Source organism: Achromobacter sp. (genome assembly GCF_057314935.1).
On the sequence record NZ_DBHKZA010000020.1, the window covers coordinates 35176 to 61213 of the forward strand.

The following is a 26038-nucleotide window of genomic DNA, read 5'->3' on the forward strand; positions in this document are numbered from 1 at the left end:
CGAAAGTCACGACGGCGGGCGCTGCATTGCCCGCACAGGGACGCCAGCGCCTGGCCGATGCGGGGCTGACGCTGATGAGCCTGGGCGATCAGACCCAGATCGGCGGGGTGCGTTTCGGCAGCCGCGCCCAGCGCTCGGGCTGGGAGCAAGGCTGGGACGTGCTGGAAGTCAAAGCGCCCAACCCGCAACGCTGGTCGGACCACTGGGTCTACCTGCCCGCCGTGCTGTTGCTGGCGGGCATGTGGATGCGGCAGGGCCGCCGGGACGGCGGCTCCCCGGTGGGCCGGCTGCGGGCAGGAACGGCCTGATCAGCCTGCGCGCACCCGCCGCCAGGGCGGTACCGCCCCGATGGTGAGCGCGCGCAGGAACCATTCAACGGGGCCATAGGCGTGGTGCCGCAACCACCACGCGGACAACGGCAATTGCGCGGCGAAGATGGCCAACGCGATACCGGTTGCCACCAGCGGCGACACCGACGCGAACAGGCGCAGGCCCCAGCCCGTGAACAGGAACGCGCAAACGACGGACTGCATCAGATAGTTCGTCAGCGCCATCCGGCCGGCAGGCGCCAGCCAAGCGCCCATGGACCCGAACACCCGGGTCCGCAAGGCCAGCAGGAAGGCGGCGGCGTATGACATGCTTAGCAACGGCGCAGTCAGCAGGTCCGCCGCCAGGCCGGGAAGCTCCCAGGCCGCGCCGGCAAACGGCAGCGACGACGTGGCATACAGCGCCGAACCCGCCAAACCCGGCAACAGCCCCAACGCGCACAGCAGCCACAGCGCGCGCGGCTGCTGCCAGGGATCCGCAAGCGCATTGCGCCGCCCCAGCGCATAGCCGACCAGGAACATTGCAAAGACGAACGGCCCCTGCACGAACAGGACCATGAACCAGACGCTCTCGGTCAGTTCCTTGATGTGTTGAGAGATCGTCGTGCCGATGGTGCCGCGGTAGGCTTCGATGGAGGCCAGCGCCTCCGCCTTGTACAGCGCCTGGTAGCCGGCGGGCACCGGGTCCAGGAAACTCAGGAACCCCAGAATCGCCCAGACCGACGCGGCCAGCACGATCAGCCACAACGCGGCGCGCAATGCGCGCTTGGGGTCCATCCTGCGGCACAGCAGCAGCCCCAGGCCCAATAGCGCGTAGGTCAGCAGGATGTCGCCCTGGTAGAACAGCACGGCATGCGCCAGGCCCAGCAGCGCCAGCCCTGCCAGCCGCCGCAGGAAGCGCGGCGCAAAGGCCGCCTGGCTGCGTTCAGCCGCCGACATCTGCAAGGTGAAGCTATAACCGAACAGAAACGAGAACAGCAGATAGAACTTGGTTTCGAACAGCCACGCGATCAGCCAGCGCACCGCCAGATCCAACGGGCGGGAATAGGCAGGATCGGCCATGCCGGCGCCGTAGAACGGCGACGAGAAAACGCCGATGTTGACGATCAAAATGCCGAAGAGCGCAAAGCCGCGCAGCGCGTCCACGTGGGCCAGCCGGGCGGGGTTCTGACGGGCGTTGTTCATGCTTGCCCCCTTCCGGCCTGCGGGCGGCGCGGTCCGCGGTGGCCCTCGGCGGCGGCAGGCGGCAGGCTGCGTTCCACGGCCTCGGCCAGCAGGTCGGCCGCGGCGCGGGCGCCGAAAGCGGGGTCCACCACCGATCGGCTGAAGACGCCATCCAGGAGCAGCAACAACACGTCTGCCATTGCCGCCAGCGGCTGCGGGGCAGCCTGCCCCATCCAGACCGCCTCCAGCAGGGTCAGCAGGCCTGTCTTGCGCTCGCCTTCATTGGCCATCACCAAGGTGTGCACGCGCGGATTTCGCACGGCCTCGGCCAGCACCTCCATGCCCAGGCGCACGAACGCCGGATCCTGATACAGGGCCAGCTGGCCGTCGACCCATTCGCGCAAGGCGCGGCGCGCATCGGGGGCCGCGCTGGCGACCTGCATGCGTGACCGGATGTCGTCGGTGTCGGAGGCGACGAGCGCCTCGATGATGTCGGCCTTGCTGGCGTAGTAATGGAACAGGTTGCCGGGGCTCATCGCCGCCCGCTCGCAGATCTGCGCGGTAGAAGTCGCGTGGAAACCGTGTTCTGCAAAGCAATGCGCGGCGGCCTCCAGGATGTGGCGGCGGCGTTCCTGCTGCTTGATGGGATCTGTTTTACGCATTGCTTATTAATAGACTGACTGGTCTATCTATTAAATAGCAACCCCTTGGATCCGGTCAAGAAAAAAGGCGGGCCATGTGGCCCGCCCCTCTTGGCGCCAGGCGGCAGGGAGCGGATCCGCTCCCTGCCGGCCCGCCATCAACCCAGTACGGGCGACAGCACCGGCTGCTTGGGACGCACGTCCAGCTGCCGGCCCTTGCGCGCACGCTTGCCCACATAGGGCGCCAGCGCGTCGCCGACCAGGATGTCTTCGGTCAGCTTATTTCGGTAGATGCCCGTGGCGCGCAGGCCGCGGGCGCCGATCGGCACCGTCTGGTCCAGCTTGTCCGAGGCGTCCAGGCCCATGAGGATGGTGCCGCGGCCGCCGCCGGACAGGGATTTGCATTCGTCCAGGCCAAAGACCAGGAACTTGCCCTTGGCGGACAGCAGGGCCAATTGCGTGGCGCCGTCGAACAACGGCACCGGGCGCAGCATCTCGTCGCCCTCTTCCAGGGTGATGAACTGCTTGCCGGCGCGCTGGCGGCTGACCATGTCGGACAGCTTGGCGGCAAAGCCGTAGCCGCCGCGGGTGGCCAACAGCCAACGCGTATCCGGCGCCGCGGCGATGGTATGCACGATGCGCGTGCCGGACTCCAGGTCGATCATGGTGGTGACCGGCTGGCCGTCGCCCCGGGCCGAGGGCAGCCCCCCGACCGGCACCGAATACACCCGGCCGTTGTCGCCCATCGCGATCAACGTGTCGGTGGTGCGGCACTCAAAAGCGCCGTACAGGTCGTCGCCCTGCTTGAAACCGAACTGCGAGGCGTCGTGCCCATGGCCCTGACGGGCGCGCAGCCAGCCCTTTTGCGACACGATGACCGTGACCGGCTCGTCCAGCACCTTGGTTTCCAGCACGGCGCGTTCGGCCGTCTCGATCAGGGTGCGGCGGTCGTCGCCGTACTGCTTGGCGTCAGCCTCGATTTCCTTGATCAACAGGCGCTTGAGCGTGTTCGGGTTATCCAGCAGCTCTTGCAGCGAGATCTGATCCTTGCGCTTGTCGGCCAACTCCTGCTCGATCTTGAAGCCTTCAAGACGGGCCAATTGGCGCAAGCGCATTTCCAGGATGTCTTCGGCCTGGCGCTCGGACAGCTTGAAGCGTTCCATCAGCGCGGCGCGCGGCTCGTCGGATTCGCGGATCGTCTGGATGACTTCGTCCACGTTCAGGTAGACCAGCATGCGGCCTTCCAGCACGTGGATGCGGTCGGTGACCTTGTCCAGGCGGAAGCGCGTGCGGCGCACCACGGTGTTGGTGCGGAATGCCACCCACTCGACCAGGATGTCGCGCAGGCCCTTCTGCCGCGGCCGGCCGTCGGTGCCGATGCAGACCAGGTTGATCGACGAGCTGCTTTCCATGCTGGTCTGCGCCAGCAGCGTGTTGACGAATTCGTCGCGGTCCACCCGCGAAGTCTTCGGTTCGAAGACGAGTCGCACCGCGGCGTCCTTGCCGGATTCGTCGCGCACGGCGTCCAGCAGATTCAGCATGACCGCCTTGGCCTGCGTCTGCTCGGGCGTCAGGCTCTTCTTGCCGGACTTGACCTTCGGGTTGGTGATTTCCTCGATCTCTTCCAGGACCTTCTGGCCCGACGTGCCCGGGGGCAGCTCGGTGATCACCAGTTGCCACTGGCCGCGCGCCATTTCCTCGAACTGCCAGCGGGCGCGCACCTTCAGCGAACCGCGGCCCGCGCGGTAGATCTGCGCGATATCGGCGGCGGGCGTAATGATCTGGCCGCCACCGGCGAAGTCGGGGCCGGGGATCATGGCGTGCAGCTCTTCGTCCGGCAATTGCGGATGCTTGATCAGCGCCACGCAGGCCTGGGCCACTTCGCGCAGATTGTGCGACGGGATTTCAGTGGCCATGCCGACCGCGATGCCCGAGGCGCCGTTCAGCAGCATCACGGGCAGGCGCGCCGGCAGCATTTGCGGCTCTTGCTGGCTGCCGTCGTAGTTGGGGACAAAGTCCACCGTGCCCTCGTCCAGCTCGTCCAGCAGCAGCTTGGCGATGGGCGTCAGGCGGGCTTCGGTGTATCGCATCGCCGCGGCGTTGTCGCCGTCGCGCGAACCGAAGTTGCCCTGGCCGTCGATCAGCGGATAGCGCAGCGAAAAATCCTGCGCCATGCGCACCATGGCGTCGTAGGCGGCCTGGTCGCCATGCGGGTGGTACTTACCCAGCACGTCGCCCACGACGCGCGCGGACTTCACGGGCTTGGCGCCTGCGGCCAGACCCATCGCCTGCATGGCGAACAGGATGCGGCGCTGCACGGGCTTCTGCCCGTCGCCCACGTCAGGCAAGGCGCGGCCCCGCACGACGGAAACCGCGTAGTCCAGATAGGCCTGTTCGGCATAGCGCGCCAGCGTGATGGCCGCGTTGGCGTCGCCATCGCCGTCAGGCGGAGTGGGGTCGAACAAGCCGGGTTGATTGCTGTCGGTCATGATGGTTTCAGGTAGACAAATTCATCGAAACGGCGTCAATGCGCCTCAAGCGGACGGCGCCAGCTGCGTATCGTCGACGTGCGCGCGCAATTGGGCGCGCACCGCCTCCAACGTAGCGGCGTCCTGGCCGCGCTTGGGAATGATCACGCCTTGCAAGGTGCCCAGGATGACGTACAGGTGCTGCGGGGTTTCTTCCACCCGGCGGATGTCGGACCACTCCATGCGCCCGGAGGCGGTTGCGGTCGTGTCCGAGATGCCGTCGGGTCCGAAGTCCAGCTGATGCCGGCCCAGGAACAGGTCGTCGGGCTGCTTTTTCAGCATGCGCCGCGTGTTCATCCTGACCAGTGGGGGCAAGGCGAACTCGTAGGCCAGCGCCAGCAGCGCCAGGATGCCCAGCCCCACGGCCAGTCCCTGGAAATACACGGGCAATATCCGTCCCCAGTCAGGCCCCTTGCCGTCCCAGGTCTGCCAGATCAGGTAGGCCAGCAAGGCCACGATCATCAGGACGGCGAAGCGCAGGTGGGAACGGTAGCGGCGGCGGCGCAGTTCGGGGCGCTTGTACACGTAGGCCGCGAACTCCGCGTAGTCGTCGGCCGTCATGTCGACGGTCATCCGGGCTTGGCCGGGCGTGGCGGACGTCATCAGATATCCAGCTCCGCCAGGTTGCCCTTTTCTTCGATCCAGGCGCGGCGTTGCGAGGACTCGCCCTTGCCCATCAGCATGTCGAACATGCGGGTGGTGTCTTCCGGCGTCTGATCGCCATAGCCTACGGGCAGCAAGCGGCGCGTGTCCGGATTCATCGTGGTTTCCCACAGCTGTTCCGGGTTCATTTCACCCAGGCCCTTGAAGCGGCTGACCGCCCAGGCGCCTTCGCGCACGCCTTCCTTGCGCAACTTGTCCTGTGCGGCCTCAAGCTCGCCTTCGTCCAGGCAATAGATCTTGCGGGCCGGGCGCTTGCCTTGCGCCGGCACGTCCAGGCGGAACAGCGGCGGCTTGGCCACATAGACATTCCCTGCTTCGACGAGCTTGGGAAAGTGCTTGTAGAACAAGGTCAGCAGCAGCACCTGGATGTGCGAGCCGTCGACGTCGGCGTCCGACAGGATGCAGATGCGGCCGTAGCGCAGGCCCGACAGGTCCGGCGTATCGCCGGGGCCGTGCGGATCCACGCCGATCGCGACGGAAATGTCATGGATTTCGTTGTTGGCGAACAGCCGGTCGCGATCCACTTCCCAGGAATTGAGCACCTTGCCGCGCAGCGGCAGGATGGCCTGGAATTCCTTGTCGCGGCCCATCTTGGCGGAACCGCCTGCGGAGTCGCCCTCGACCAGGAAGACTTCGGTGCGCGTCGCGTCGCTGGATTCACAGTCGGTCAGCTTGCCGGGCAGCACCGCCACGCCCGAGCTCTTGCGCTTTTCGACCTTCTGGGCGGAACGCTGGCGCGCCTGCGCCTGGCGAATCGCCAGTTCGGCCAGCTTCTTGCCGTATTCCACGTTGCTGTGCAGCCACAGGTCCAGCGCGCTCTTGGAGAAGCCGCCCACCAGGCGCACCGCGTCGCGGCTGTTCAGGCGTTCCTTGATCTGGCCCTGGAATTGCGGGTCCAGCACTTTGGCCGACAGCACGAAGCTGGCGCGTGCGAACACGTCTTCAGGCAGCAGCTTCACGCCCTTGGGCAGCAGGCTGTGCAGTTCGGCAAAGCCCTTGACCGCGCCGAACAGGCCCTCGCGCAAGCCGGATTCGTGGGTGCCGCCGGCAGGCGTCGGGATCAGGTTGACGTAGGACTCGCGCACCGCGTTGCTGTCTTCCGTCCAGGCCACCACCCACTGCGCGCCCTCGCCTTCGGCGAAGTTCTCGTGGTCGGCGCCGGCGTACTGCTGGCCTTCGAAGAACGGCACCATCAGCTCGGCGCCGGTCAGCGCCTCGGCCAGGTAGCCGCGCAAGCCGTCCTGGTATTGCCAGGTCTTGGTGTCGCCGGATTTCTCGTTGACCAGCGTGACTTTCACGCCGGGCAACAACACGGCCTTGCTGCGCAAGAGGTGCGTCAGTTCGCCCAACGGGATGTTGGGGCTGTCGAAGTATTTCGCGTCCGGCCACACGCGCACGCGGGTGCCGGACTTCTTGCGGCCGCCCTCGGCGTACGGCGCCAGCGGTTCAGCGACATCGCCGCCCTTGAACACCAGCCGGTTGACCGCGCCGTCGCGCCACACCACTACTTCCAGCCGGGTGGCCAGCGCGTTTGTGACGGACACGCCCACGCCGTGCAGGCCGCCGGAAAAGGCGTAGGCGCCGCCGCCCGCCTTGTCGAACTTGCCGCCCGCGTGCAGGCGGGTGAAGACCAGCTCCACGACGGGAGCGCCTTCCTCAGGGTGCAGACCGACGGGAATGCCCCGCCCGTCGTCCTCGACGGACACGCTGCCATCAATGTGGAGCGTGACCTGGATCTGTTTGCCGTAGCCGGCCAAGGCCTCGTCTGCGGCGTTATCAATGACCTCTTGCACGACGTGCAGCGGGTTTTCGGTGCGGGTGTACATGCCCGGGCGCTGGCGCACGGGCTCCAGCCCCTTCAGGACGCGAATGGACGCCTCGGTGTAACGTGGAGTGGCCAAGTTATCCCCAACATCTGTGGAAAAAAACCGACATTTTACGGATAAGCCTAGATTCTGCGCGGCTCCCGGTAGGATGCGCACGACCTGACCAGCTCCGAATTCGGTAGGATGATGACAGTCACAGCCAGCGCGTCAGGGTTCAATCACCCGGATCACGACGACTGCGCCGCAACATCCTACACAAAACCAGCAAACCCTGTTGTTATTAACAGTGGTATGCCTGTTGTTATTGACAGTGGTATGCTTTAATCCATTCCACATACAAGAACAACGGCAAGGCGCGTCCCTTTTTTCGCGCCTTTTGCTGCCGAACCGAGAATCACCATCATGAGCGACCAAATCAAGAACGTCAGTGACGCAAGCTTCGATGCCGATGTGTTGAAATCCGGCCAGCCGGTGCTGGTGGACTACTGGGCTGCCTGGTGTGGCCCCTGCAAGATGATTGCCCCGATCCTGGAAGAAGTCGCCACCGAGTACGCAGGTCGCCTGACGATCGCGAAGCTGAACGTGGACGAAAACCAGGGCACCGCCACCAAATATGGCATCCGCGGCATTCCCACCCTTATGCTCTTTAAAGACGGCCAAGCCGCCGCCACCAAAGTTGGCGCGCTGTCGAAGTCGCAACTCACCGCATTCCTGGACGGCGCGTTGTAAACTGCGTGCTGTGAACGAAGGCGCCGCCCTGGAGGCGGCGCTCATTCAATACCGCGCGAGCCCGTCCGTGGCGCGCCGCCAGAGCCCTCCTTTACTTTTCCCCCACCAATCACCGCGATGCACCTCAACGAACTGAAGGCGCTGCATGTCTCGCAGCTGCTGGAAATGGCCGCTGGCCTGGAAATCGAGAACGCCAACCGCCTGCGCAAGCAGGAATTGATGTTCGCCATCATGAAACGGCGCGCCAAGCAAGGCGAGCAGATCTTTGGCGACGGCGTCCTTGAAGTCCTGCCCGACGGCTTCGGTTTCCTGCGCTCGCCCGAGACCTCGTATCTGGCCAGCACGGACGACATCTATATCTCGCCGTCGCAGATCCGCCGTTTCAACCTGCACACCGGCGACTCGATCGAAGGTGAAGTCCGCACGCCGAAAGACGGCGAGCGCTACTTCGCGCTGGTCAAGGTGGACAAGGTCAACGGCGTGGCGCCGGAAGCGATCAAGCATCGCATCATGTTCGAAAACCTGACGCCGCTGCATCCGAACCGGACGATGCGTCTGGAACGCGACATCAAGAGCGAAGAAAACCTGACGGGCCGTATCCTCGACGTCTTCGCCCCCATCGGCATGGGCCAGCGCGGCCTGATCGTCGCCAGCCCCAAGTCCGGCAAGACGGTGATGATGCAGCACATTGCGCATGCCATCACCACCAACTACCCTGACGCGGTCATGATCGTCCTGCTGGTCGACGAGCGCCCGGAAGAAGTGACGGAAATGCAACGCACGGTGCGCGGCGAAGTGGTGGCGTCGACCTTCGACGAACCCGCTACCCGTCACGTGCAAGTGGCCGAAATGGTCATCGAAAAGGCCAAGCGCCTGGTCGAAATGAAGAAGGACGTCGTGATCCTGCTGGACTCGATCACCCGTCTGGCCCGCGCCTACAACACCGTGGTGCCGGCTTCCGGCAAGGTGCTGACCGGCGGTGTGGACGCCAACGCCCTGCAACGCCCCAAGCGCTTCTTCGGCGCAGCCCGCAACCTGGAAGAAGGCGGTTCGCTGACCATCCTGGGTACGGCGCTGATCGAAACCGGCAGCCGCATGGACGAAGTGATTTACGAAGAATTCAAGGGAACGGGTAACTCCGAAGTCCACCTTGAGCGTCGCCTGGCTGAAAAGCGCGTCTACCCGTCGATCAACCTGAACAAGTCGGGTACCCGCCGCGAAGAACTGCTGATCGCTCCGGACCTGCTGCAAAAGGTCTGGGTCCTGCGCAAGTTCATCCACGACATGGACGAAGTGCAATCCATGGAATTCATCCTGGACAAGATGCGCGCCACCAAGACCAATGCCGAATTCTTCGACATGATGAAGAAGAAGTAAGACAGGTCTTGCCCGCCATGAAAAAACCGCCATCCGGCGGTTTTTTTTATTGGCGAACGGCAGGCTCAGTGCTCGATGTATTGGGGAATGCGGCCACGGGGCGCCGCATCGGCGGGCCGCGGCGTCTGCTTGTCCGGCTCCTTGCCCGACCCGTCGATCGGCTCGATCCGGGGATCGTCCCAATTGCCCGTCACCGAATACTCCATGGTCATCGCCCGCGCCAGCGGCTGCTTGAGCAGCCATTGCGTGACGAACGCGCCCAGGCCGATCAGGGGATTCACGGCAAGCGCCGTCACCATGGCCGCGCCGCTGGCGTCCAGGTTCGGAATCACCACCGCCTTCAGGTCCCAGCGCTCGCGGATGATATTGACGCCGCCCGCCAGGACGATCGCGGCCACGGGGCCGTTGATCTTGTAGCCTTCGGTGGACATTGCCCCGTCCGCCATCTTCACGCGCCCCCGAATGGTGTCGAACGGAAATCCGTCGCGCAGCAAATTGGTCGGATTCACGTCCAGCCGGGCCAGCCGCTGCAGCGATTGCAGCGACAGCAGCTCCAGCAGGCGCGCCGTGCGGGAGTTCACGTGCATGAAGCGGCCCTTGTCCAGGCTGATGTCGACTTCACCCGACACGTCGGCGATATTGTGGGTCCAGGGCAGGTTGCGCCACGTCGCCTTGCCGACCGCCGAGCCTTCGCCGCCGGACACCATGTTCTCGAAGCCGATCCGCGTCAAGAACTTGCCCAAGTCGGCGAACTTGGCCGTCGCGTCCACCGTCAGCCCCCGATCCGGCCCTTCCAGCCGCCAGTTGCCCGTGGCATTCAGATTGGCCGCGTCGTTGGTGATCGACAATTTGTCCAGCCGCCATTGGTGGCCACGCTCCAGGTTGGTGCCCACCACTTGGAGCTCGCCCACGTTCTTGCCGTACAGGAAGAATTCCTTGGCTTGCAGGTCGATCGCCGGGATATCCGACAGGTCATTGCCGGACGCCAGGGCTTTGTCCGCCTCGTTGGTGTCGTCGGCGCCGCCGAACGACAAATGCTTCAGGCGGGCGGTGATCTGGCCGGCGATCGCCCCCGACGCTTCCCGCCACTCCAGCGACCCCGTGGCCTGCCGCGACTGGATGTCCACCCGCCACTGCGCCGGCCCCGGCCGGGTCGCGTATAGCGTCAGGTCGTTCAGCGTGTAGCCGCTGGCGCGCAGCAGGCCGGTTGCCAGGCTGACGCGCTCGGGTTCCGGGAACACCGGTTTGGCCGCGGCTTTCTTGGCCCCGCCCTTGCCGGCGGGCGTATCGAAGCCGTCCAGCACGGTTTCCCACCCGTCCATGTCCAGTTCCGGCAGGCTGGCGTTCAGGCTCATCCCGCGCTCGGGCAAGCTGGCCGGCCGGCCGATGCCCAGCGCCCCGCGCGCAAAGTAAGACGGCGCCGCATCGCCTGGATCGCGCTCGAACAGCGCATTGACGTTTTCACCCAGGCTTGCCGTCAACCACCGCCTGCCCTTGGTGCCGCGGTCTTGCGCCGCCCCCCATTGCAGCTTCAGCAATTGGGACGACGAGGCGGCCTTGCCGACCGGCGCCGGCATATCGATCGCCATGCCGGCCAGGTCGGACTCCATCGATATCTCGACCGAACCGCCCTTCTGGTATCCCACGCGCCCCTTGTAGGCGGCCTTGCCGCTGAAGCGCGCCATGGACGGCGCGTTGATCAGTTGCGGCAAGCCCGAGCCCGCCAGGGTGCCGTCAAAATGCAGGGCATCCGACCCTTGCGCCAGCGTGCCGGAAATCTTGACGGGCCCGCCCAGGAATTGCGCGCGGATATCCTTGGCCTGGACGCCCTTCTCCGAAAACTCCAGATCGCCGTGCATCTGGCTCAGCAAGGGCATTTCGGGCATGAAGGTGAAGGTGTTTTCCGAGAACACGATGCGTCCCTGAACTTGGGTGTCGTCCGTATTGAGCAGCGGCACCTTCAGCTTGAGCGGCAGGCGCCAATCGCCGGTGCCGCGGGCCTCGTCCAAGGCGCCGTCCAACAGTTCGCCCAACGGCGAATTCGCGGCCATCGCCAGATAGGCCGGAACGGGACCCGAGGTCTCGCCGTCGAGCATCAGTTCGGCGTTGTGGTCCATATCGGGAATCGTCGCCGTCACGGCGCCCAGATTGACCGCCTGGCCCGCCCCGGTGCGCGCGACGGCGCCCCCCGGGCTGTCCAGGGTCAGGCTCACCTTGTCGATGCGGAAGCTGCCGGACAGGTTTTCCAGCATGGGCCAGCCCTTGCGGTGCTGCCGGGCCGGCGCGTAGTCGACCTTGGCGCCGGCATAGGCGCCGGCGATCACGAATTCGCCCGCGACGCCGGGCGAATTGAACGGAAAATCGTCCAAGTCCCCTTTCAGCGTGATGGCGGCCGAACGCATCTCACCCGCCGGCAAACCGGTGGCCAGCCATTCCCGCGCGTCCGCGTTGACCTCCAGGGGCAGGTAGCGGTGTATGGACGGCATCGAACCGCGCACCATCGTGCCGCGCATGTCCGCGCTGCCCGCCGCCGTCTTGCCCTCGCGCCGCCATTGGCCCTGCAAGCGCACGTCCAGGTCATCGTTGACCACGTGCAGCTGCGTCACGTCCACGAACCAGTTCTGGGCGTCCGGCCCCTTGATCTGCGCATCCAGCGCCAGTTCGCGCGCCGCCAGCGTGGGTTCCTCGAACACGCCCGGCAGCGTCACCCCCAGTTGCTGCACCGCGCCCTTGATCGAGGCGTCTGCAGCACCCGGGCTGCGCGCAAGCGGCATGCCGTCGATCTGCACGAAGTCGCCAGGCAGGCCTTGCAGGCGGAACTGGCCCGAACCGCCGCGTACCGCGGGGCCGTCCTTGCCTGCGGACCAATTCACGCCCCTGACGGCGATGTCCGAGGTCAATTCAGTAAATTTTCCCCGGTCCAATTGCAACCATGCCCGGCCCGCAATCCGGCCGGCGACCTGGGGCGGCTTCACCCATGGCGCCCAGGCCAGCGGCTCCACGTCATCGGCTTCGGCGTAGAGCTGCCCGCTCCAGTTCGCGGGATTGGCGGCATTGGCCGCGAACAGGCTGCGGTTGAACTCCCCGCGCAGTTCCACCTTGCGGGCCAAGGCGTCGCCGGCGGAGGCCTGCAGCACGAAGCGGTGCGACAGGCTGCCGTTGCGCATCAAGAAATCCACGGCGCTCAAGGTCAGCGCCGGCGCTTGACGCAAATCGTCTTGCCAGACGATGGTCGCGTCGCGTATCAGCAGTTCACGTTGGGCCACCAGCCAGCGCAGGGCGGGATGATTCAGGTCGGACTGATGGTCGCTGGCGTTCAGGTCAATGTCCTGCCCGGCCACCCACAGATGATTGGCGGCATCGCGGCGCAGCGTCAGTTCGGGTTTTTCCACACGCAGGCGCACCAGCGTGGGCGACAGCGCCAGGATGCTGCGCCACGCCAACACGGCCGACACGGAAGGCAGGGTCAAGACCGGCGCCGCCTCGTCGTCGTAAACCTGTACGGCAGTAAGATCGAGTTTGGGATTCAGCCCCTGCCAATTGGCCTGGATGCCGCCAATGGAGACGCGGGCGCCCAGCGCCTGGCTGGCGTAAGCCTCTATCTGCGGCCGCCACTGATCCACACGCGGCAAAACCCAGTACCGTACGCCCAGGAAACCGATGGCCACCACGCCATAAATAGTCAGCGCGACCCAAAACAGGCAGCAGAGCACGCGACGCGCGTGCGGCGTGGGGACGGTATTTGAAACAGACACGGATCGTGTGTGGTGGGCAGGAGAAGATGTCTTGCGGTATCGTCCCCACTTATACCTGAAACGCGCCCATTCGTCTGCCGCCCTTACGCCATGTCATCGTCTCCTATGCTTGCTCCCGCCCTTGCCTGGTCCGGTCACCTGCGCCGCCGCCTGGATGCCCATCCTGATCTGGCCGCCTGGCTGGCCGACGCCGTGCAAGCGCCGGTCACCCCGGCCCGCCTGGCGCAATGGCAGTCTGAATTGGCCGGGCACGACGCGCCCGCGACGCTGCCGGTGGACACCTGCCGCATGGTGCTGCGCAAGCTGCGCGAGCGGGTGTTCAGCGCGTTGATCGTGCGCGACCTGGCAGGCCAGGCAGACCTGGAGGAAGTGGTCGGCGCGATGACCGCGCTGGCCGACATCGCAGTAGCGGCGGCCTACCGCAGCGTGGCCGCCGACCTGGCGGCCGTGCACGGCGTGCCACGCGATCCGGCTACCGGCAAGCCGCAGGAAATGCTGATCGTCGGCATGGGCAAGCTGGGCGGCTGCGAACTGAACGTGTCGTCCGACATCGACCTGATCATGTTGTACGGCGAAGAAGGCGAAACGGACGGCCCGCGCCGCATCAGCCACCACGAGTTCTACGGCCGCCTGACGCGGCGCATGATGCCGGTGATTTCCGAAGTGGACGCCAACGGCCAGGTATTCCGCACCGACTTGCGGCTGCGCCCCGACGGCGACGCCGGCCCGCTGGCCTGGAGCCTGGACGCGCTGGAGCACTATCTGATCGGCCAGGGCCGCGAATGGGAACGCTATGCCTGGCTGAAGGCCCGCCTGATGCCCGCCCAGGCCTTCGAAGGCAGCGACAGCGCTCCGCAGGCCCGACAGCTGGAAAGCCTGCGCGTGCCGTTCGTCTATCGCAAGTATTTCGATTTTGACGCGCTGGCCGCGTTGCGCGCCCTGCGCGAACGCATCCGCCAGGACTGGCAACGGCGCGCCATGGCGCGCAACGGCATCGACAGCGCCAATAACATCAAGCTGGGCGATGGCGGCATCCGCGAAATCGAGTTCGTCGTCCAATTGGCCCAGTTGATCCGAGGCGGCCGCATGCCTGCGCTGCAAAAGCGCGGCCTGCTTGACGCGCTGCACGCCGAGCAGCTGGCAGGCCTGGTGCCGGAAGACGACGCCCGGCGGCTGGAGGAAGCTTACCGCTACCTGCGCCGCACCGAACACGCCTTGCAGTACCGCGAAGACGAACAGACCCATCTGCTGCCGGGCGACCCGGCCCAGCGCGCCGCGCTGGCGGCCGCCCTGGGCATGAGCCCGGAAGACTTCGAAAGCACGCTTGCCGCGCACCGCAAGTTCGTCTCGCAGACCTTCCGCAACGTGTTCCGCATGGTGGGCATGGGCGACGCTGAAGATACCAGCACGCCGGCCGATGACGCTCCTGACACGCCCGACAACGAATGCGAGCTTGCCGAACAGATCCGGCAGGCCTTCGGCGACGAAGCGCAAGACCTGCTGCGCCGAACCGAAACCCTGCTGGGCAGCCACCGCGTGCGCAGCCTGCCCGACAGCAGCCGCCGCCGCATGGAAGCCTTGCTGCCGGCCGCCCTGCGCGCCGCGCTCCAGACCCCGGCGCCGTTGGACGCGGCCGTCCGCCTGTTCGACCTGATCGAAAAGATCGCCCAGCGCAGCGCCTACCTGGCGCTCTTGGCCGAATACCCGGACACGCTGGCGCGCGTGGCGCGCATGGTCGCCGCCAGCCCCTGGGCCGCGCAATACCTGACCCAGCATCCTTTGCTGCTGGACAGCCTGATTGATTGGCGCACGCTGTTCGAACCCTTGGACTTCACGCAGATCGCCCGGCAACTGACCGCCGACCTGGATGCGTGCAGGCTGCCCGACGGCGATCCGGACATCGAGCGCCAGATGAATCTGATGCGCGACGTGCAGCGCCAGGCCAGCTTCCAATTGCTGGCGCAGGATCTGGAGGGCGAACTCACGGTGGAAAAGCTGGCGGACCAGTTGTCGGCGCTTGCCGACCTGCTGCTGGCCGAGACCATCCGCCGCGCCTGGCCGCTGGTGAACAAGGTGCCGGGCGCCCAACCCCATTTCGCCGTCATCGCCTACGGCAAGCTGGGCGGCAAGGAACTGGGCTATGCCTCGGACCTGGATCTGGTCTTCCTGTTTGACGATCCGCGCGATGACGCGGCCGAGGTCTACGCCAAGCTCGGCCGGCGCATGACGTCCTGGTTGTCGACCATGACCTCGTCCGGCCGACTCTACGAGGTGGACTTGCGCCTGCGGCCGGACGGCGATGCCGGGCTGCTGGCCGTCTCGGTGGAAGCCTTTGAGCAATACCAGAACAAGCACGCCTGGGCCTGGGAGCATCAGGCGTTGACCCGCGCCCGCCACGCAGCGGGCGACGCCGACGTGGGCGCCCGGTTCGAAACGATCCGCGAAGCCATCCTGGTGCGGCCCCGCGACCAGGCGGCGCTGCGCGAAGAAGTGCTGGCCATGCGCGAGAAGATCAACGCCGGCCACCCGAACACCAGCCAGAAGTTCGACTTGAAGCATGACCGGGGCGGCATGGTCGACGTGGAGTTCGTCACGCAATACCTGGTGCTGTGCTACGCGGGGACGCACCCGGTGCTGGTGCGCAACCTGGGCAACATCACCTTGCTGCGCCTGGCCAGCGAGGCTGGCCTGATCGCGCCCGAACTGGCCACGCGCGCCGCCGACGCCTACCGCACACTGCGCCGCGTGCAGCATCAGCTGCGCATGCAGGGGGTTGAAAAAGCGCGCGTCGGGCCGGAACAACTGGTGGAGGAACGCGCTGCGGTGCGCGAGCTCTGGGACGCCGTGCTGGGCTAGGACCCGTCGGGGCCCCAGGCCTGCCCCGGCTGACGGCAACTCGCGGTAAAATAAGGGGTTTTCCGCCTTTTTTGCCTGCAAGCCATGTCCGAACTCGTCCGCCCCAAGCTTGACCTCCCCGCTGGCCGCAGCAAGGTGCTGATGCACTCCTGCTGCGCGCCCTGTTCCGGCGAAGTAATGGAAGCCATGACGGCCTCCGGCATCGACTACGCGATCTACTTCTACAACCCGAATATCCATCCGGTCAAAGAGTACGAGATCCGCAAGCAGGAAAACATCCGCTTCGCCGAACAGCACGGCATCGAATTCATCGATGCCGACTACGACATGGACAACTGGTTCGACCGCGTCAAGGGTATGGAAAACGCCCCCGAACGCGGCGAACGGTGCACCGCCTGCTTCGACATGCGCTTTGAGCGCACTGCGCTGTACGCGCACGAACACGGGTTCGACACCATCACCAGTTCGCTTGGCATTTCGCGCTGGAAGGACATGAACCAGATCAACGGCTGCGGCGAGCGCGCCGCAGCCCGCTACGACGACCTGGTCTACTGGACCTACAACTGGCGCAAAGGCGGCGGGTCCGCTCGCATGATCGAAATCAGCAAGCGCGAAAACTTCTATCAGCAGGAATACTGCGGCTGCGTCTATTCCCTGCGCGACACCAACCGCCACCGCCGTTCGCAAGGCCGCGACCGCATCCACATCGGCGTGAAGTTCTACGGCAAGGAAGACCTGATCAACGAAGAGCTGCTCTGATTCCAGAACAGCGCTGATCCGCCAGCGTGGGCGCTAGCGCGCCTGTCGGCGGTACTCCGACGGCGACGCGCCATAGCGCTTGCGAAACGCGTGGCTGAATCGCGCCGCATCTGAAAACCCGAACCGGTAGGCGATATCGCCAATCTGGCGCACGGACTGCGTCGCGTCGCACAGCGCATCCCGGCTGCGTTCCAGCCTGGCGCTGAGGATGAAATCGGCAGGCGTGGTGGCCGCCAGCGCAAACAGGTTGTACAGATAGCGCCGCGACATGCGGAACGCCGCGGCCGCGGATGCCGGCGACAAGGCCGGATCGTGCAGGTTTTCAAGAATGTGCTGCTGGACTCGGCGCAACTGCGCCTGCTTCAGGCCAGCCTGGTCTTGCTCGGCCTGCCCGCCGGCCCGCTCGCTGATATCCAGCCCCATCATCTGCAACACCGCATTGGCCGCATCGCGCGCCGCGCTTTCGGACAGGTGGGCGTGTTCGCCCAACGCGACGCGCAACAGGTCCATGGCCATGCGACCGCAGCCATGCTGGCCGCTGAAATTGCGGGCCACGGCGTTCTGCATATAGGGCTGCCAGGCTTCGGTCTGCTTGCCCGGCACCTGCATCACCAGGAAATGCGCGCCGTCATCCACATCGACCTCGTACGGCCGGGTCGTGTCGTAAATGCTCCACTCGCCCGGCATCAGCAAGGCGGTGCGATTGGATTGGCGGATTTCGCTGCGGCCCGCCAATTGCAGCGTGACCTTGTAGCCCGCTTCCTCGGAACGGGCCGCCAGCAATTTGCTGCGGCGTACGCGCTGCGCGCTGCTGTGCAATTCGCTGACCTGCATCCAGCCCAGGCAGCCCACCGCCACGCTGTTGCGAAAACGCGTGGGGAACACAGCGGATACTTCCAGTGGCACGAACGTGCTGCTGATACTTTCCTGCCAGCTGGCGCAATCCAGGAAGTGCCTGGGCGCGCTGTGCAAAAGGGATGATGACATGGCGACTCCGGCGTCTCGAAACGGCGTGCCTTTTGTGCCATGGACAGCTCGCCCGGCGGCACAGCTACAGCGTTGAATGGAAATGCTGCCTCTTTCTAGCACTGCGCGTCGGGTGCGAGTATCGGTGACAACCCCTAACTGCCTGCCCGGCTAGGGTTTCCTGTCACTGCCATACGAGTATTCGGACAACGCGAATCCCATCGACGAAAGCTGTTCGGCCAATCCGTGGCGCACCGGCACCACATCGTCATAGCGATTCGGCCGCGCCGCCGCGACCTCTGCTTCGGTATAGGGTTTGAAGTCCGCCGGCAACTCGGCACTGCTGAATTCGACCAGCACCCAGTTCAGCACCGCCGCAAGCTCGGCGTTGCTCAGTTGCGAATGCGCGGCGCCCGGCACGCGGATCAGGTATTCCCGCCCCGCCGGCAGATGCGTGAAGACGCCGACCGATTGGCGGAAATCCGGTATGCCGTGCGGGCTGCTGCCCCGGCCATCCACGCGGTGGCAGCCGGCGCATTGCAGCACATAGTCGGCACGCACCGCTTGCCGCAGGCGCTCGGCGTCGGCGGCAGCGCCTTCCTGCGCTGCCGCGCCCTGCATCGCGCACAGCAGGATGGCGAGGAAAAATCCCCCGCCCCATCCTGCCCGCGGCCGCCTCCAAGGCCTCATGGCTTGGGTGCCGCCTTGGGTTGCGGCTTGGCCAGCCCCACGATCACCGACGTCGTGCAGTGGAAGATCGACGACTCGTTGGACATGCACCAGTTCACGTCGTTGTGCAGGAACATCTGGTAGCCCGGGCGTTCGCGTTCGGCCGCCGCGCACATGCATTTGCCGCAGGCCGTCTTGCCGCAGCAGTCGTTGTAGCTGATGAGGTAGTCCTTGCCATCCAGCGGATTGTGGCACGTGCCTACCCAAGACACGGCGGATGGCGACGTGCCGGGCGGGCATGACGTCATGCTGCCGCCGCAGCACGAACACAGGAAGCCGTCCACCGCGCAATAGCGCCAGTAATCGCAGGCCGTGTCGTCCATCTGCGGCTTCTTGCCCGCTGCGGGGGCCGAACGCGCCACCGGCAGCACCGGCATCAGGAAGGCGGTCCCCACCAGCAGCTTGCCGATACGGTTCAGCACGCTGCGGCGCGACGTGGTGTGCGCGACGGAGCGCGTCGCGCGCTCGCCAAGTTTATCCAGCCAATGCATTGCCGCTCTCCTTGCGGGAAATTCGGGTCTCTTCCAGGCTGCCCGCGGCCAGGAAATCCTGCACCGAGGCCACGCCCAGTTCCTTGGCCGTGAACAGGCTTTCCAACTGTTCACGGGAATTGATCAGGCCCTTGGCGCGCAAGACGCCCGACTCGTCCATCAACACGGCGTATGGCAATTTGCTGATCTGGAACTTCATGCCCAACTCGGTCGACAGCAGATACGGGAACCGTTCCAGCCCGGCCTGCTTGTAGAACGCCAGGTGCTCGGGCATTTCCCCGTCGCTCGCCAAGACAATGCGCAGCCAGGCGCTTTCCGTACTGGCGACCGATTTCAGGATGGGCAGCAGCTTCTTGCACACGGGGCATGTGGGCGACAGGAAGAACAGCAATTGGCTGTGCTGCCCGCGTTCGCCGATGGTGATGCGGCGCCCAAGCAGGTCGGGCAGCGCAAAGCGCGGCGCGGCCTCGCCCACGGCGGGCCCCTTGTCCATCGTCAGCGCCCCCATCGGCGCCACACGCTCGTACAGCACGCCGATTTGACGCGACAGGGCCAGGATGACCAGCACCAGGCACAGCACCACGCCCCACAGCAGGAAATTGGAAATGATCAAGGCATCCATATGAAACTCCTTCAAAGATTCCGCAGCTTGAGATGCGAGGCCAAGAGGTGATTGGCTGTGAAATACAGGCCCACGGCGGTCATCGCCAGGCCGAAAACCGCAGCGGCGTCCGCCCATTGCAGGCTGCGCGATTGTCCGGCCGCCGCGATCAGCACCGGCGCCGTCCATAGCGCCAGCACCGCATTGCGCAGCACCAGCCACCACGACAGCCCCCCGCCCGGCACGCCATCGCGCCCCCGGGTGGCGGGGCCGCCGCAGCCGCAATCGATGTCGCGATGCCCGCGCGCCAGGTTGTAGGCCAGCCCCAGCGTCGCCACCGCCAGCACGAACAACGCCAACGCCGCGCCCGTCGCCTGGAGCGAGGGCATCAGCAACATGGCGCCCGCGGCGGCCTCCGCCAACGCATAGACGCGCGCGAACGCGCCGCTCAAGCCGGAAGGCAGGATGTCGTAGGCGGCGACGGCGCGGGAGAACGCCGCCAGATCTTTCAGCTTTTCAAGCGCTCCCAGCAGCAGCACGCAGGCCAACGCGGCGCTGGCGCCATAGAGCAGGACCGGGTCGTTCATTTCAGGCCTCCCGTGGGTTGCGGTTCGACTTGCAACGCGGTCTCGCCCGCCGCCTGGATGGTGGCCTTGAACACGGGGGCCGCGGGCGTCGCGTCATAGATGTTGACGTTGCCGCCGTCGATAGTGAAAAGGCGCGGCTTGTCGTCTTGCGAAACCGACATCGACAAGGCGTTCTTGCCGGGCACGCGCGCCAGGCGCTTGTGCGTGGCCAGGTCGTACACCCAGATTTCCGCGGCGGGCGTCTTGTGCGTGCCTTCCGCGCCGTTCGGATGCATGCCCACGTACAGCCGCTTGGACGCCCGGTTGATGGCCAGCAGGTTGTAGCCGCCGGGTCGCCAGCCACGGTCCTTGCCGGCGGCGTCCAGCAGCGACCACGGGGCGCCGAAGCTGACTTCCTTGCCGCTGAAGTCGGCGCTGTAGACGTTGCCGTTGTAGGACACGAAGTAGAAGGTATCGCCCACATTCTCGGTATGCGTGAAGATGGGGTCTTTCTCAAGCTCGAACATCGGCTTGCTGCGCTGCTGGCCGGCGGGCTTGCCGGCGGCGTCCAGGTCGATGGTCAGCAGCCCGCCGTCACCGCAGATGGTGGCGAAGCTGCGCGGGCGCGAGGGCAGCGGGATGATGCTCCAGCATCCCGCCGCGGCCGTGACCTCGTCGGCGAACTGGCGGGTCTTCAAGTCCACCACCGTCACCGACGTCGCGGGCGTGGCGTTCTGCACGAATAGCAGCTCGCCGTCGGTGCTCTGGCGCAGGTAATTGCGGTAGTTCAGCGCCTGCGCGCGCTTCTGCGGAATGGGCACTTCGTACTTGGGCGTCAACGTCTCGGCGTCCCAGGCTTCGATCACGTCGGTGCGCTTGCCCCGGTTGAGCCGTTCGTAATAGGTCGTCATGACATAAATGTCGCGGCCGTCCGCCGACACCGTCATGTGGCCGTTGAACGATGTGGGCACCAGCCCCAGGAATTTCCCGGAATCGCCGTCGTAGATGTTGACCCGGCTGTCGACCAGGTGGTTGAAGGCCGCATCCATCACGTACAGCCGGTGCGGCGTGGCCGGGGGCAAGCGGGTGCCGCCCTTGAGTTCTTCCACGGGCAGGTCCGCCCAGGCCAGGCCCGTGGCGCTTGCCAGGGCGGCGCACAGCGCCCACCGTCCGGCCCGCGATGCGCGTGATGTGGGTCGAAGCGCAATCATCGATGTTCTCCTCTCATGATCCGGTTTCCTAGAACGCGTAGACGTAGCGCAACTGCACGCCCCGCATCCGCGGCCCGTTCTCGACCTTCAGGTCGTGGATGTACTGCATCTGAATCTGGTTGGCGTCGTTGATCTGGTGCGTCAGTTCAACGGCCAACTGGTGATTGCGCGCCCGGGTGGCGACGGTCTCGCCCGAGGACGCCTCGCGCCCGCCGGTTTCATAGCGGTAGCGGATGCCCGTGTAGGTGTCTGGGGTCAGGTTGGTCGAGGCCAGCGCGAAGAAGCGGAACGACGGGTCTTTCTTCAACGTCTGGCCGTACCAGTCGGTGTTGCGGCCGTAGATCTCCACTTCGGCGATGGCCTCCAGGAACGTGGATTCGCCCACGCCTTTGACAAAAGAGAAGTCCTGGATGGTGGACCACCGGTTCTTGCCCGGCGACACGTCCGGGCGCGAGCCGTCGTAGCGGCCGACCGGCGCCACGACGAAGGGCTCCCAGGCGAACCAGGTCTTGGTCTGCTCATTGTTGTACAGCCAGATCGCCGAGCCCAGCGTCACGTCGCCGATGCCGGTCTGGTGGTCGCCCGGCGCGCCGGGCAAGTCCAGCGACGTGCGGTACATGGGCACGATGAATTCCAGCTGCACGGTCTTGCCGTAGAAGTCGCGGTAGTGCATCTGACGATAGATCAGCGCGTTCACGTCGAGCGACGCGCCGTCCACCCGCTTGCCTTCCGAGTACAGTCCCGACGAGCGCAGGCCCGCCAGGTATCCCGCCACGATATTGGTGCCTACGGGCGCCGGTATCCAGTCGCGTGCGCTGGGGTCGCCCGCCCACGCCGGCTGCGTCGCGCCCGCCCATGCCAGCACCAGCGCGGCGCCCGCCCGGGCGCGGCCATGTGTCTTGCTTGCCATGCACTTCCCCTTGGTCTTGCGAACGCGACGCCGCCGGTATCTCCCGGCTTGGCCGACGCGCCGCTACGTTCTAGTACGCGATGCAGACGGACTTCTTCTCCAGGTACATCTCGATCACGGCACGGCCGTGTTCGCGGCCGATGCCGGATTGCTTGAATCCGCCAAACGGCATGTTGGGATCCAGCATGTTGTGGGTGTTGACCCAGACCGTGCCCGCGTCGATGCGCGGAATCAGGCGCTGCACGCGCGACAGGTCATTGCTCCAGAGGCTGGCTCCCAGGCCGAAGGCGCTGTCGTTGGCCAGCCGCACCGCGTCGTCCAGCGTGTCGAACGGCTGCGCCACGACGACGGGACCGAAGATCTCTTCCTGTGCGATGCGGGCGTCTTGCCGGACGTCCGTGAAGACGGTGGGCCGCACGAAATAGCCCGCGCCGTCGCCCGCGGCGCCGCCCGCCAGCACGCGGCCGCCTTCCGCCCGGCCGATACCGATGTAATCCATGACGCGCTGCTGATGCCGGGCCGAGATCAGCGGACCGATCTGCGTACCCGCGTCAAAGCCGGAGCCCAGCGTCAGGCTGGCGGCCACATCCGCCAGCCCCTGCACGACCTTGGCGTACAGGCCCTGCTGCACATACAGGCGCGACCCCGCCGTGCAGACCTGGCCTTGGTTGAAGAAGATGGCCGCGGCGGCGCCTTGGACCGCGTGATCGACGTCGCAATCGTCCAGCACGATCACGGGTGACTTGCCGCCCAGTTCCAGCGACACGCGCTTCATGCCGTCCATCGCCGCCCGCCCGATCAGCTTGCCGACCTCGGTAGAGCCGGTAAAAGCGATCTTGTCGATGCCGGGATGCGCCACCAGCGCCGCGCCGGCGGTTTCGCCGCGCCCCGTGATCACGTTGACGACGCCGGGCGGAAAGCCCGCTTCCAGTGCCAGTTCGGCCAGGCGCAAGGCGGTCAACGGCGTTTCCTCGGCGGGTTTGAGCACGATGGTGCAGCCCGCGGCCAATGCCGGCGCGATTTTCCACACCGCCATCAGCAACGGGAAGTTCCACGGGATGATCGCGCCCACCACGCCCACGGGCTGCGCCAGCGTGTAGGCGCTGTACTGGACGCCCGGCGGAAAGGGAATCGACAAGGACAGGGTGTCGCCCGTGATCTTGGTGGCCCATCCGGCCATGTAGCGCAACCACTGGGCGCCCGCGCCCACTTCCAGCCCTTGGGCAATGCCCAGGAGCTTGCCGTTGTTCAACGTTTCCAGCCGCGCCAGTTCAGTGCCGTGCTGCTCCAGCAAGTCCGCCAGCTTCAGCAGCAGACGTTCACGGCCTGCGGGCAGCATGTCGTGCCAGGGCCCGGAGGCAAATGCGCGGCGCGCGGCCTGTACCGCGAGGTCCACCTGCGCGGGGCCGGCGTCCGGTTGATGCGCGATGACCTGGCCCGTGGCGGGGTCGTAGACGGGGATCGGATTGCCCTGCCCCTCATGCACCGGCTTGCCGTCGATCAGCATGAATTCCCTGATCGCGCCCAATTCCGGGCGGTCGCCCCCTGCGGGGCCGGCGGTCGAATCGCTTGGGAAAGACATCTGAAGCTCCAACGAAAAGTGTGGGAGCCAGAATAGCAACGGCATTGCAGGCTGGCTTGTCGGGCCGTGCATGGGGATTTGTCATTCTGCGCACGCGGACGGCGCACGGAGAAGACCCCCGCGCCGCGCAAACCGCATGGTCTTGCCGCCGCCCGAGGAGGCGCTTTTCCCTGGGGCGGCCCGGCGATAAAAAAACCGGGCAGGCCGCATAGGTGGCGGCCTGCCCGGTCGGTTGCGGGCTCGCCAGGGAGCCCGCGCGGCGGATAGCGCCGATCAGTCCAGCATCAGCACCGTGGCGCCCGTGGTCTTGCGCGAGGCCAGCGCGGTCTGCGCTTCGCCCACTTGTTCCAGGCTGTAGCGTTGGTCGATGCGGACCTTGATCTTCTTCTTCAGCACCAGGTCGAACACTTCTTCGGATGCGGCTTGCAGCTTTTCCAGCGTGTTCACATGCACGCCCAGCGACGGGCGCGTGACGTACAGGCTGCCCTTCTGGTTCAGCACGGCCAGGTTGACGCCGGCGACAGGACCCGACGCATTGCCGAAGCTGACCATCAGGCCGCGCGGCTCGATGCAGTCCAGCGAGGTTTCCCAGGTGTCCTTGCCCACGCCGTCATACACCACCGGCACCTTCTTGCCGCCGGTCAGTTCCAGCACGCGTTCCGCGACGTTTTCGCGCGAGTAGTCGATGGTTTCCCAGGCGCCGTTGGCGCGGGCCAGTTCCGCCTTTTCCGGGCTGGAGACCGTGCCGATCAGCTTTACGCCCAGGGCCTTGGCCCATTGGCAAGCGATCAGGCCCACACCGCCAGCGGCCGCATGGAACAGGATGGTTTCGCCGCCTTGCAGGCGATAGGTCTGACGGAACAGGTACTGCACCGTCAGGCCCTTGAGCATCAGCGCGGCGGCTTCATCGAAACCGATGCCCTTGGGCACCTTGACGACCTGGTTGGCGGGCACGTTGCGCGCCTTGGCGTAGGCGCCGATGGGGCTTTGGCCGTAGGCGACGCGGTCGCCCTTCTTCAGGTGCTTGACGTCTGCGCCCACGGCGGTGACCACGCCGGCGGCTTCGAAGCCCAGCCCGTGCGGCAGCGGATGGGGATACAAGCCCGTGCGGAAATAGATATCGATGAAATTCAGGCCGGCGGCGTGCTGCTCGATCGTGACTTCATTGGCGGCGGGCGGCAGGACTTCCACCTCGACCAGCTTCAGGACTTCGGGACCACCGTGCTGCTCGATACGAATTGCCTTGACGAGATTGCTGGCCATGCTGGCCTCCTTTGATGGGAAAAAAATGGGGTGTAACCGAGAAAACCGGACTTCAGCGCGGCGGGCGGGCCTCGCGCGGCGTGGCGGACGCCTGCTTGCCGGCGCCAACGCCCATCAGGGCGAACACACCGGCCAGCACCAACGCGGTCCCTGCCATCTGCCATACCGTGATGGGCTCATTCAGGAACCACGACGCCAGGAACAGCACCGACACCGGCCCCACCATGCCCAGCAGCGACGCCGTGGGCGCGCCAATCAGCGACACCGCCCACATCAGCATGAAGACCGGCACCACCGTGTTCAGCGTGGCATGGATCACGGAATATCCGTAGACCCCGGCCGGTTGAATCAGCATCGACGGCGGATGAATCACGAAAAACTGGATGATGCAGGCCACGCACGACACCAGCATGGCATAAGCCACCAGGCGCGTCGGGCCGACCCGCTTGATCAGTTCGCCAGAACAAATCAGGTAGACAGAATAGCTTGCCGCCGAGCCAAAAACGAACAAAGACCCTAACAGCACCTCGCCCCCGCCGCCAAAGGACAGGTCGTGGGCGAACACCAGCACCACGCCCGCGTAGGACAGCACCATGGCCAGCCATTGCCGGCGCTCGACCGGACGCTTGAACCAGAACGCCGACAGCAGCACGACCAGCGACGGCGACAGGAAGAGGATCAGGCGCTCGAGGCTGGCGGTGATGTAGCGCAGGCCCAGGAAATCCAGGAAGCTGGACAGGTAGTAGCCCAGCAGGCCCAGCACAATGACCTGCGCGCGTTCCTTGGCCGTCATGACCACGATTTCGCCGCGGGCGGCGCGGCGCGATTGATGCCAGGCCACCGCCGCGAAGAACGGCATGGCGAACAACATGCGGAAGGCGATGAGCGTCACCGCGTCGATGCCGTAGCGGTAGGTGAACTTGACGACGATCGCCTTGGCCGAAAACAGCACCGCGCCAAGCGTCGCCATGAGGATTCCGGCCGCGCGGCCGGACAGGCAGGAAGGCGGCAAAAACTTGGCAAGACGATTCATGCGATGATTTTAGATTCAGTGCAAAGCGATTTGCACGTCCCTCTATGCTTTTTGGCATCAAA

21 protein-coding genes are annotated in these 26038 nt (G+C 65.7%); 5 read left to right on the forward strand and 16 right to left on the reverse strand.

The genetic code is table 11. The annotated features are described in order from the left end of the window. Positions 1-308 (forward strand): DUF3394 domain-containing protein (locus ACO6D5_RS09920; protein ID WP_485825262.1); only part of this gene is annotated, 308 nt, incomplete at its 5' end. Here the strand turns inward: ACO6D5_RS09920 and ACO6D5_RS09925 are convergent. The 5 genes from ACO6D5_RS09925 to ACO6D5_RS09945 all read right to left on the reverse strand — a co-directional run bounded on the left by ACO6D5_RS09925 (position 309) and on the right by ACO6D5_RS09945 (position 7223). Beyond that, complete coding sequence (locus ACO6D5_RS09925; protein WP_485825263.1) at positions 309-1511, reverse strand: DUF418 domain-containing protein; 1203 nt, start codon at positions 1509-1511, stop codon at positions 309-311. Further along, positions 1508-2152, reverse strand: coding sequence for a TetR/AcrR family transcriptional regulator (locus ACO6D5_RS09930; RefSeq protein WP_485825264.1), 645 nt, complete (start codon positions 2150-2152; stop codon positions 1508-1510). The genes ACO6D5_RS09925 and ACO6D5_RS09930 overlap by 4 nt, the downstream gene beginning before the upstream one ends. 137 nt (positions 2153-2289) lie before the next feature. Then, complete coding sequence (gene parC / locus ACO6D5_RS09935; RefSeq protein WP_485825265.1) at positions 2290-4620, reverse strand: DNA topoisomerase IV subunit A; 2331 nt, start codon at positions 4618-4620, stop codon at positions 2290-2292. Positions 4621-4665: 45 nt separating this feature from the next. Beyond that, the gene (locus ACO6D5_RS09940) at positions 4666-5262 is read right to left on the reverse strand and encodes a YcxB family protein (protein WP_485825266.1); all 597 of its coding nucleotides are present in this window, start codon (positions 5260-5262) and stop codon (positions 4666-4668) included. Further along, the gene (locus ACO6D5_RS09945; RefSeq protein WP_035214144.1) at positions 5262-7223 is read right to left on the reverse strand and encodes a DNA topoisomerase IV subunit B; all 1962 of its coding nucleotides are present in this window, start codon (positions 7221-7223) and stop codon (positions 5262-5264) included. Before ACO6D5_RS09945 ends, ACO6D5_RS09940 begins: the two co-directional genes overlap by 1 nt. Positions 7224-7550: 327 nt before the next feature. Here ACO6D5_RS09945 and trxA point away from each other — a divergent pair, with 327 nt between their 5' ends. Both trxA and rho read left to right on the forward strand, forming a co-directional pair. Then, positions 7551-7877, forward strand: a complete 327-nt coding sequence (gene trxA / locus ACO6D5_RS09950) for a thioredoxin TrxA (protein ID WP_006218534.1) — start codon at positions 7551-7553, stop codon at positions 7875-7877. Between the two features lie 117 nt (positions 7878-7994). Next, positions 7995-9254: a transcription termination factor Rho gene (gene rho / locus ACO6D5_RS09955; protein ID WP_006218533.1), complete on the forward strand. Its 1260-nt coding sequence runs from the start codon at positions 7995-7997 to the stop codon at positions 9252-9254. Between the two features lie 65 nt (positions 9255-9319). Here the strand turns inward: rho and ACO6D5_RS09960 are convergent, their stop codons facing one another. Continuing rightward, positions 9320-13009, reverse strand: a complete 3690-nt coding sequence (locus ACO6D5_RS09960) for a YhdP family protein (RefSeq protein WP_485825267.1) — start codon at positions 13007-13009, stop codon at positions 9320-9322. Positions 13010-13099: 90 nt separating this feature from the next. Between ACO6D5_RS09960 and glnE the strand changes: the two genes are divergently transcribed. Further along, a complete protein-coding gene (glnE, locus tag ACO6D5_RS09965) occupies positions 13100-15865 on the forward strand; it encodes a bifunctional [glutamate--ammonia ligase]-adenylyl-L-tyrosine phosphorylase/[glutamate--ammonia-ligase] adenylyltransferase (RefSeq protein WP_485825268.1) in 2766 nt (921 codons plus the stop codon). Positions 15866-15949: 84 nt separating this feature from the next. Further along, a complete protein-coding gene (locus ACO6D5_RS09970; RefSeq protein ID WP_006227543.1) occupies positions 15950-16624 on the forward strand; it encodes an epoxyqueuosine reductase QueH in 675 nt (224 codons plus the stop codon). A 33-nt stretch (positions 16625-16657) separates the two neighbouring features. Here the strand turns inward: ACO6D5_RS09970 and ACO6D5_RS09975 are convergent, their stop codons facing one another. From ACO6D5_RS09975 to ACO6D5_RS10020, 10 genes are all read right to left on the reverse strand, one after another. Continuing rightward, positions 16658-17611 carry an AraC-like ligand-binding domain-containing protein gene (locus ACO6D5_RS09975; RefSeq protein ID WP_315528478.1) on the reverse strand — a complete coding sequence of 318 codons (954 nt, stop codon included), beginning with the start codon at positions 17609-17611 and terminating at the stop codon, positions 16658-16660. A 150-nt stretch (positions 17612-17761) separates the two neighbouring features. Beyond that, a complete protein-coding gene (locus tag ACO6D5_RS09980) occupies positions 17762-18280 on the reverse strand; it encodes a cytochrome C (RefSeq protein WP_485825269.1) in 519 nt (172 codons plus the stop codon). After that, the gene (locus ACO6D5_RS09985; protein ID WP_315528480.1) at positions 18277-18810 is read right to left on the reverse strand and encodes a methylamine dehydrogenase light chain; all 534 of its coding nucleotides are present in this window, start codon (positions 18808-18810) and stop codon (positions 18277-18279) included. The genes ACO6D5_RS09980 and ACO6D5_RS09985 overlap by 4 nt, the downstream gene beginning before the upstream one ends. Then, positions 18794-19432, reverse strand: a complete 639-nt coding sequence (gene mauD, locus ACO6D5_RS09990) for a methylamine dehydrogenase accessory protein MauD (protein ID WP_315528482.1) — start codon at positions 19430-19432, stop codon at positions 18794-18796. Before mauD ends, ACO6D5_RS09985 begins: the two co-directional genes overlap by 17 nt. 11 nt (positions 19433-19443) lie before the next feature. Next, positions 19444-19998 (reverse strand): MauE/DoxX family redox-associated membrane protein, encoded by a 555-nt coding sequence (locus ACO6D5_RS09995; protein ID WP_315528483.1) that lies wholly within the window; start codon positions 19996-19998, stop codon positions 19444-19446. Beyond that, positions 19995-21188: an amine dehydrogenase large subunit gene (locus ACO6D5_RS10000; protein WP_485825270.1), complete on the reverse strand. Its 1194-nt coding sequence runs from the start codon at positions 21186-21188 to the stop codon at positions 19995-19997. Before ACO6D5_RS10000 ends, ACO6D5_RS09995 begins: the two co-directional genes overlap by 4 nt. Positions 21189-21216: 28 nt before the next feature. After that, the gene (locus ACO6D5_RS10005; RefSeq protein ID WP_485825271.1) at positions 21217-22098 is read right to left on the reverse strand and encodes a transporter; all 882 of its coding nucleotides are present in this window, start codon (positions 22096-22098) and stop codon (positions 21217-21219) included. 70 nt (positions 22099-22168) lie between these two features. Beyond that, entirely contained in the window at positions 22169-23680 is a 1512-nt protein-coding gene (gene styD, locus ACO6D5_RS10010; RefSeq protein ID WP_485825272.1) for a phenylacetaldehyde dehydrogenase StyD, read from the reverse strand. Between the two features lie 273 nt (positions 23681-23953). Then, the gene (locus tag ACO6D5_RS10015) at positions 23954-24943 is read right to left on the reverse strand and encodes a quinone oxidoreductase family protein (protein WP_006227552.1); all 990 of its coding nucleotides are present in this window, start codon (positions 24941-24943) and stop codon (positions 23954-23956) included. Between the two features lie 52 nt (positions 24944-24995). Next, positions 24996-25976, reverse strand: a complete 981-nt coding sequence (locus tag ACO6D5_RS10020; RefSeq protein ID WP_315528489.1) for a DMT family transporter — start codon at positions 25974-25976, stop codon at positions 24996-24998. Positions 25977-26038 lie beyond the last annotated feature (62 nt).

Excerpts from the sequence above, each read along its gene's own strand:
- ACO6D5_RS09925 (WP_485825263.1), bottom strand. The coding sequence starts at position 1,511 with ATGAACAACGCCCGTCAGAACCCCGCCCGGCTGGCCCACGTGGACGCG.
- ACO6D5_RS09930 (WP_485825264.1), bottom strand. The coding sequence starts at position 2,152 with ATGCGTAAAACAGATCCCATCAAGCAGCAGGAACGCCGCCGCCACATC.
- parC (WP_485825265.1), bottom strand. The coding sequence starts at position 4,620 with ATGACCGACAGCAATCAACCCGGCTTGTTCGACCCCACTCCGCCTGAC.
- ACO6D5_RS09940 (WP_485825266.1), bottom strand. The coding sequence starts at position 5,262 with ATGACGTCCGCCACGCCCGGCCAAGCCCGGATGACCGTCGACATGACG.
- trxA (WP_006218534.1), top strand. The coding sequence starts at position 7,551 with ATGAGCGACCAAATCAAGAACGTCAGTGACGCAAGCTTCGATGCCGAT.
- rho (WP_006218533.1), top strand. The coding sequence starts at position 7,995 with ATGCACCTCAACGAACTGAAGGCGCTGCATGTCTCGCAGCTGCTGGAA.
- glnE (WP_485825268.1), top strand. The coding sequence starts at position 13,100 with ATGTCATCGTCTCCTATGCTTGCTCCCGCCCTTGCCTGGTCCGGTCAC.
- ACO6D5_RS09970 (WP_006227543.1), top strand. The coding sequence starts at position 15,950 with ATGTCCGAACTCGTCCGCCCCAAGCTTGACCTCCCCGCTGGCCGCAGC.
- ACO6D5_RS09975 (WP_315528478.1), bottom strand. The coding sequence starts at position 17,611 with ATGTCATCATCCCTTTTGCACAGCGCGCCCAGGCACTTCCTGGATTGC.
- ACO6D5_RS09980 (WP_485825269.1), bottom strand. The coding sequence starts at position 18,280 with ATGAGGCCTTGGAGGCGGCCGCGGGCAGGATGGGGCGGGGGATTTTTC.
- ACO6D5_RS09985 (WP_315528480.1), bottom strand. The coding sequence starts at position 18,810 with ATGCATTGGCTGGATAAACTTGGCGAGCGCGCGACGCGCTCCGTCGCG.
- mauD (WP_315528482.1), bottom strand. The coding sequence starts at position 19,432 with ATGGATGCCTTGATCATTTCCAATTTCCTGCTGTGGGGCGTGGTGCTG.
- ACO6D5_RS09995 (WP_315528483.1), bottom strand. The coding sequence starts at position 19,998 with ATGAACGACCCGGTCCTGCTCTATGGCGCCAGCGCCGCGTTGGCCTGC.
- ACO6D5_RS10000 (WP_485825270.1), bottom strand. The coding sequence starts at position 21,188 with ATGATTGCGCTTCGACCCACATCACGCGCATCGCGGGCCGGACGGTGG.
- ACO6D5_RS10005 (WP_485825271.1), bottom strand. The coding sequence starts at position 22,098 with ATGGCAAGCAAGACACATGGCCGCGCCCGGGCGGGCGCCGCGCTGGTG.
- styD (WP_485825272.1), bottom strand. The coding sequence starts at position 23,680 with ATGTCTTTCCCAAGCGATTCGACCGCCGGCCCCGCAGGGGGCGACCGC.
- ACO6D5_RS10015 (WP_006227552.1), bottom strand. The coding sequence starts at position 24,943 with ATGGCCAGCAATCTCGTCAAGGCAATTCGTATCGAGCAGCACGGTGGT.
- ACO6D5_RS10020 (WP_315528489.1), bottom strand. The coding sequence starts at position 25,976 with ATGAATCGTCTTGCCAAGTTTTTGCCGCCTTCCTGCCTGTCCGGCCGC.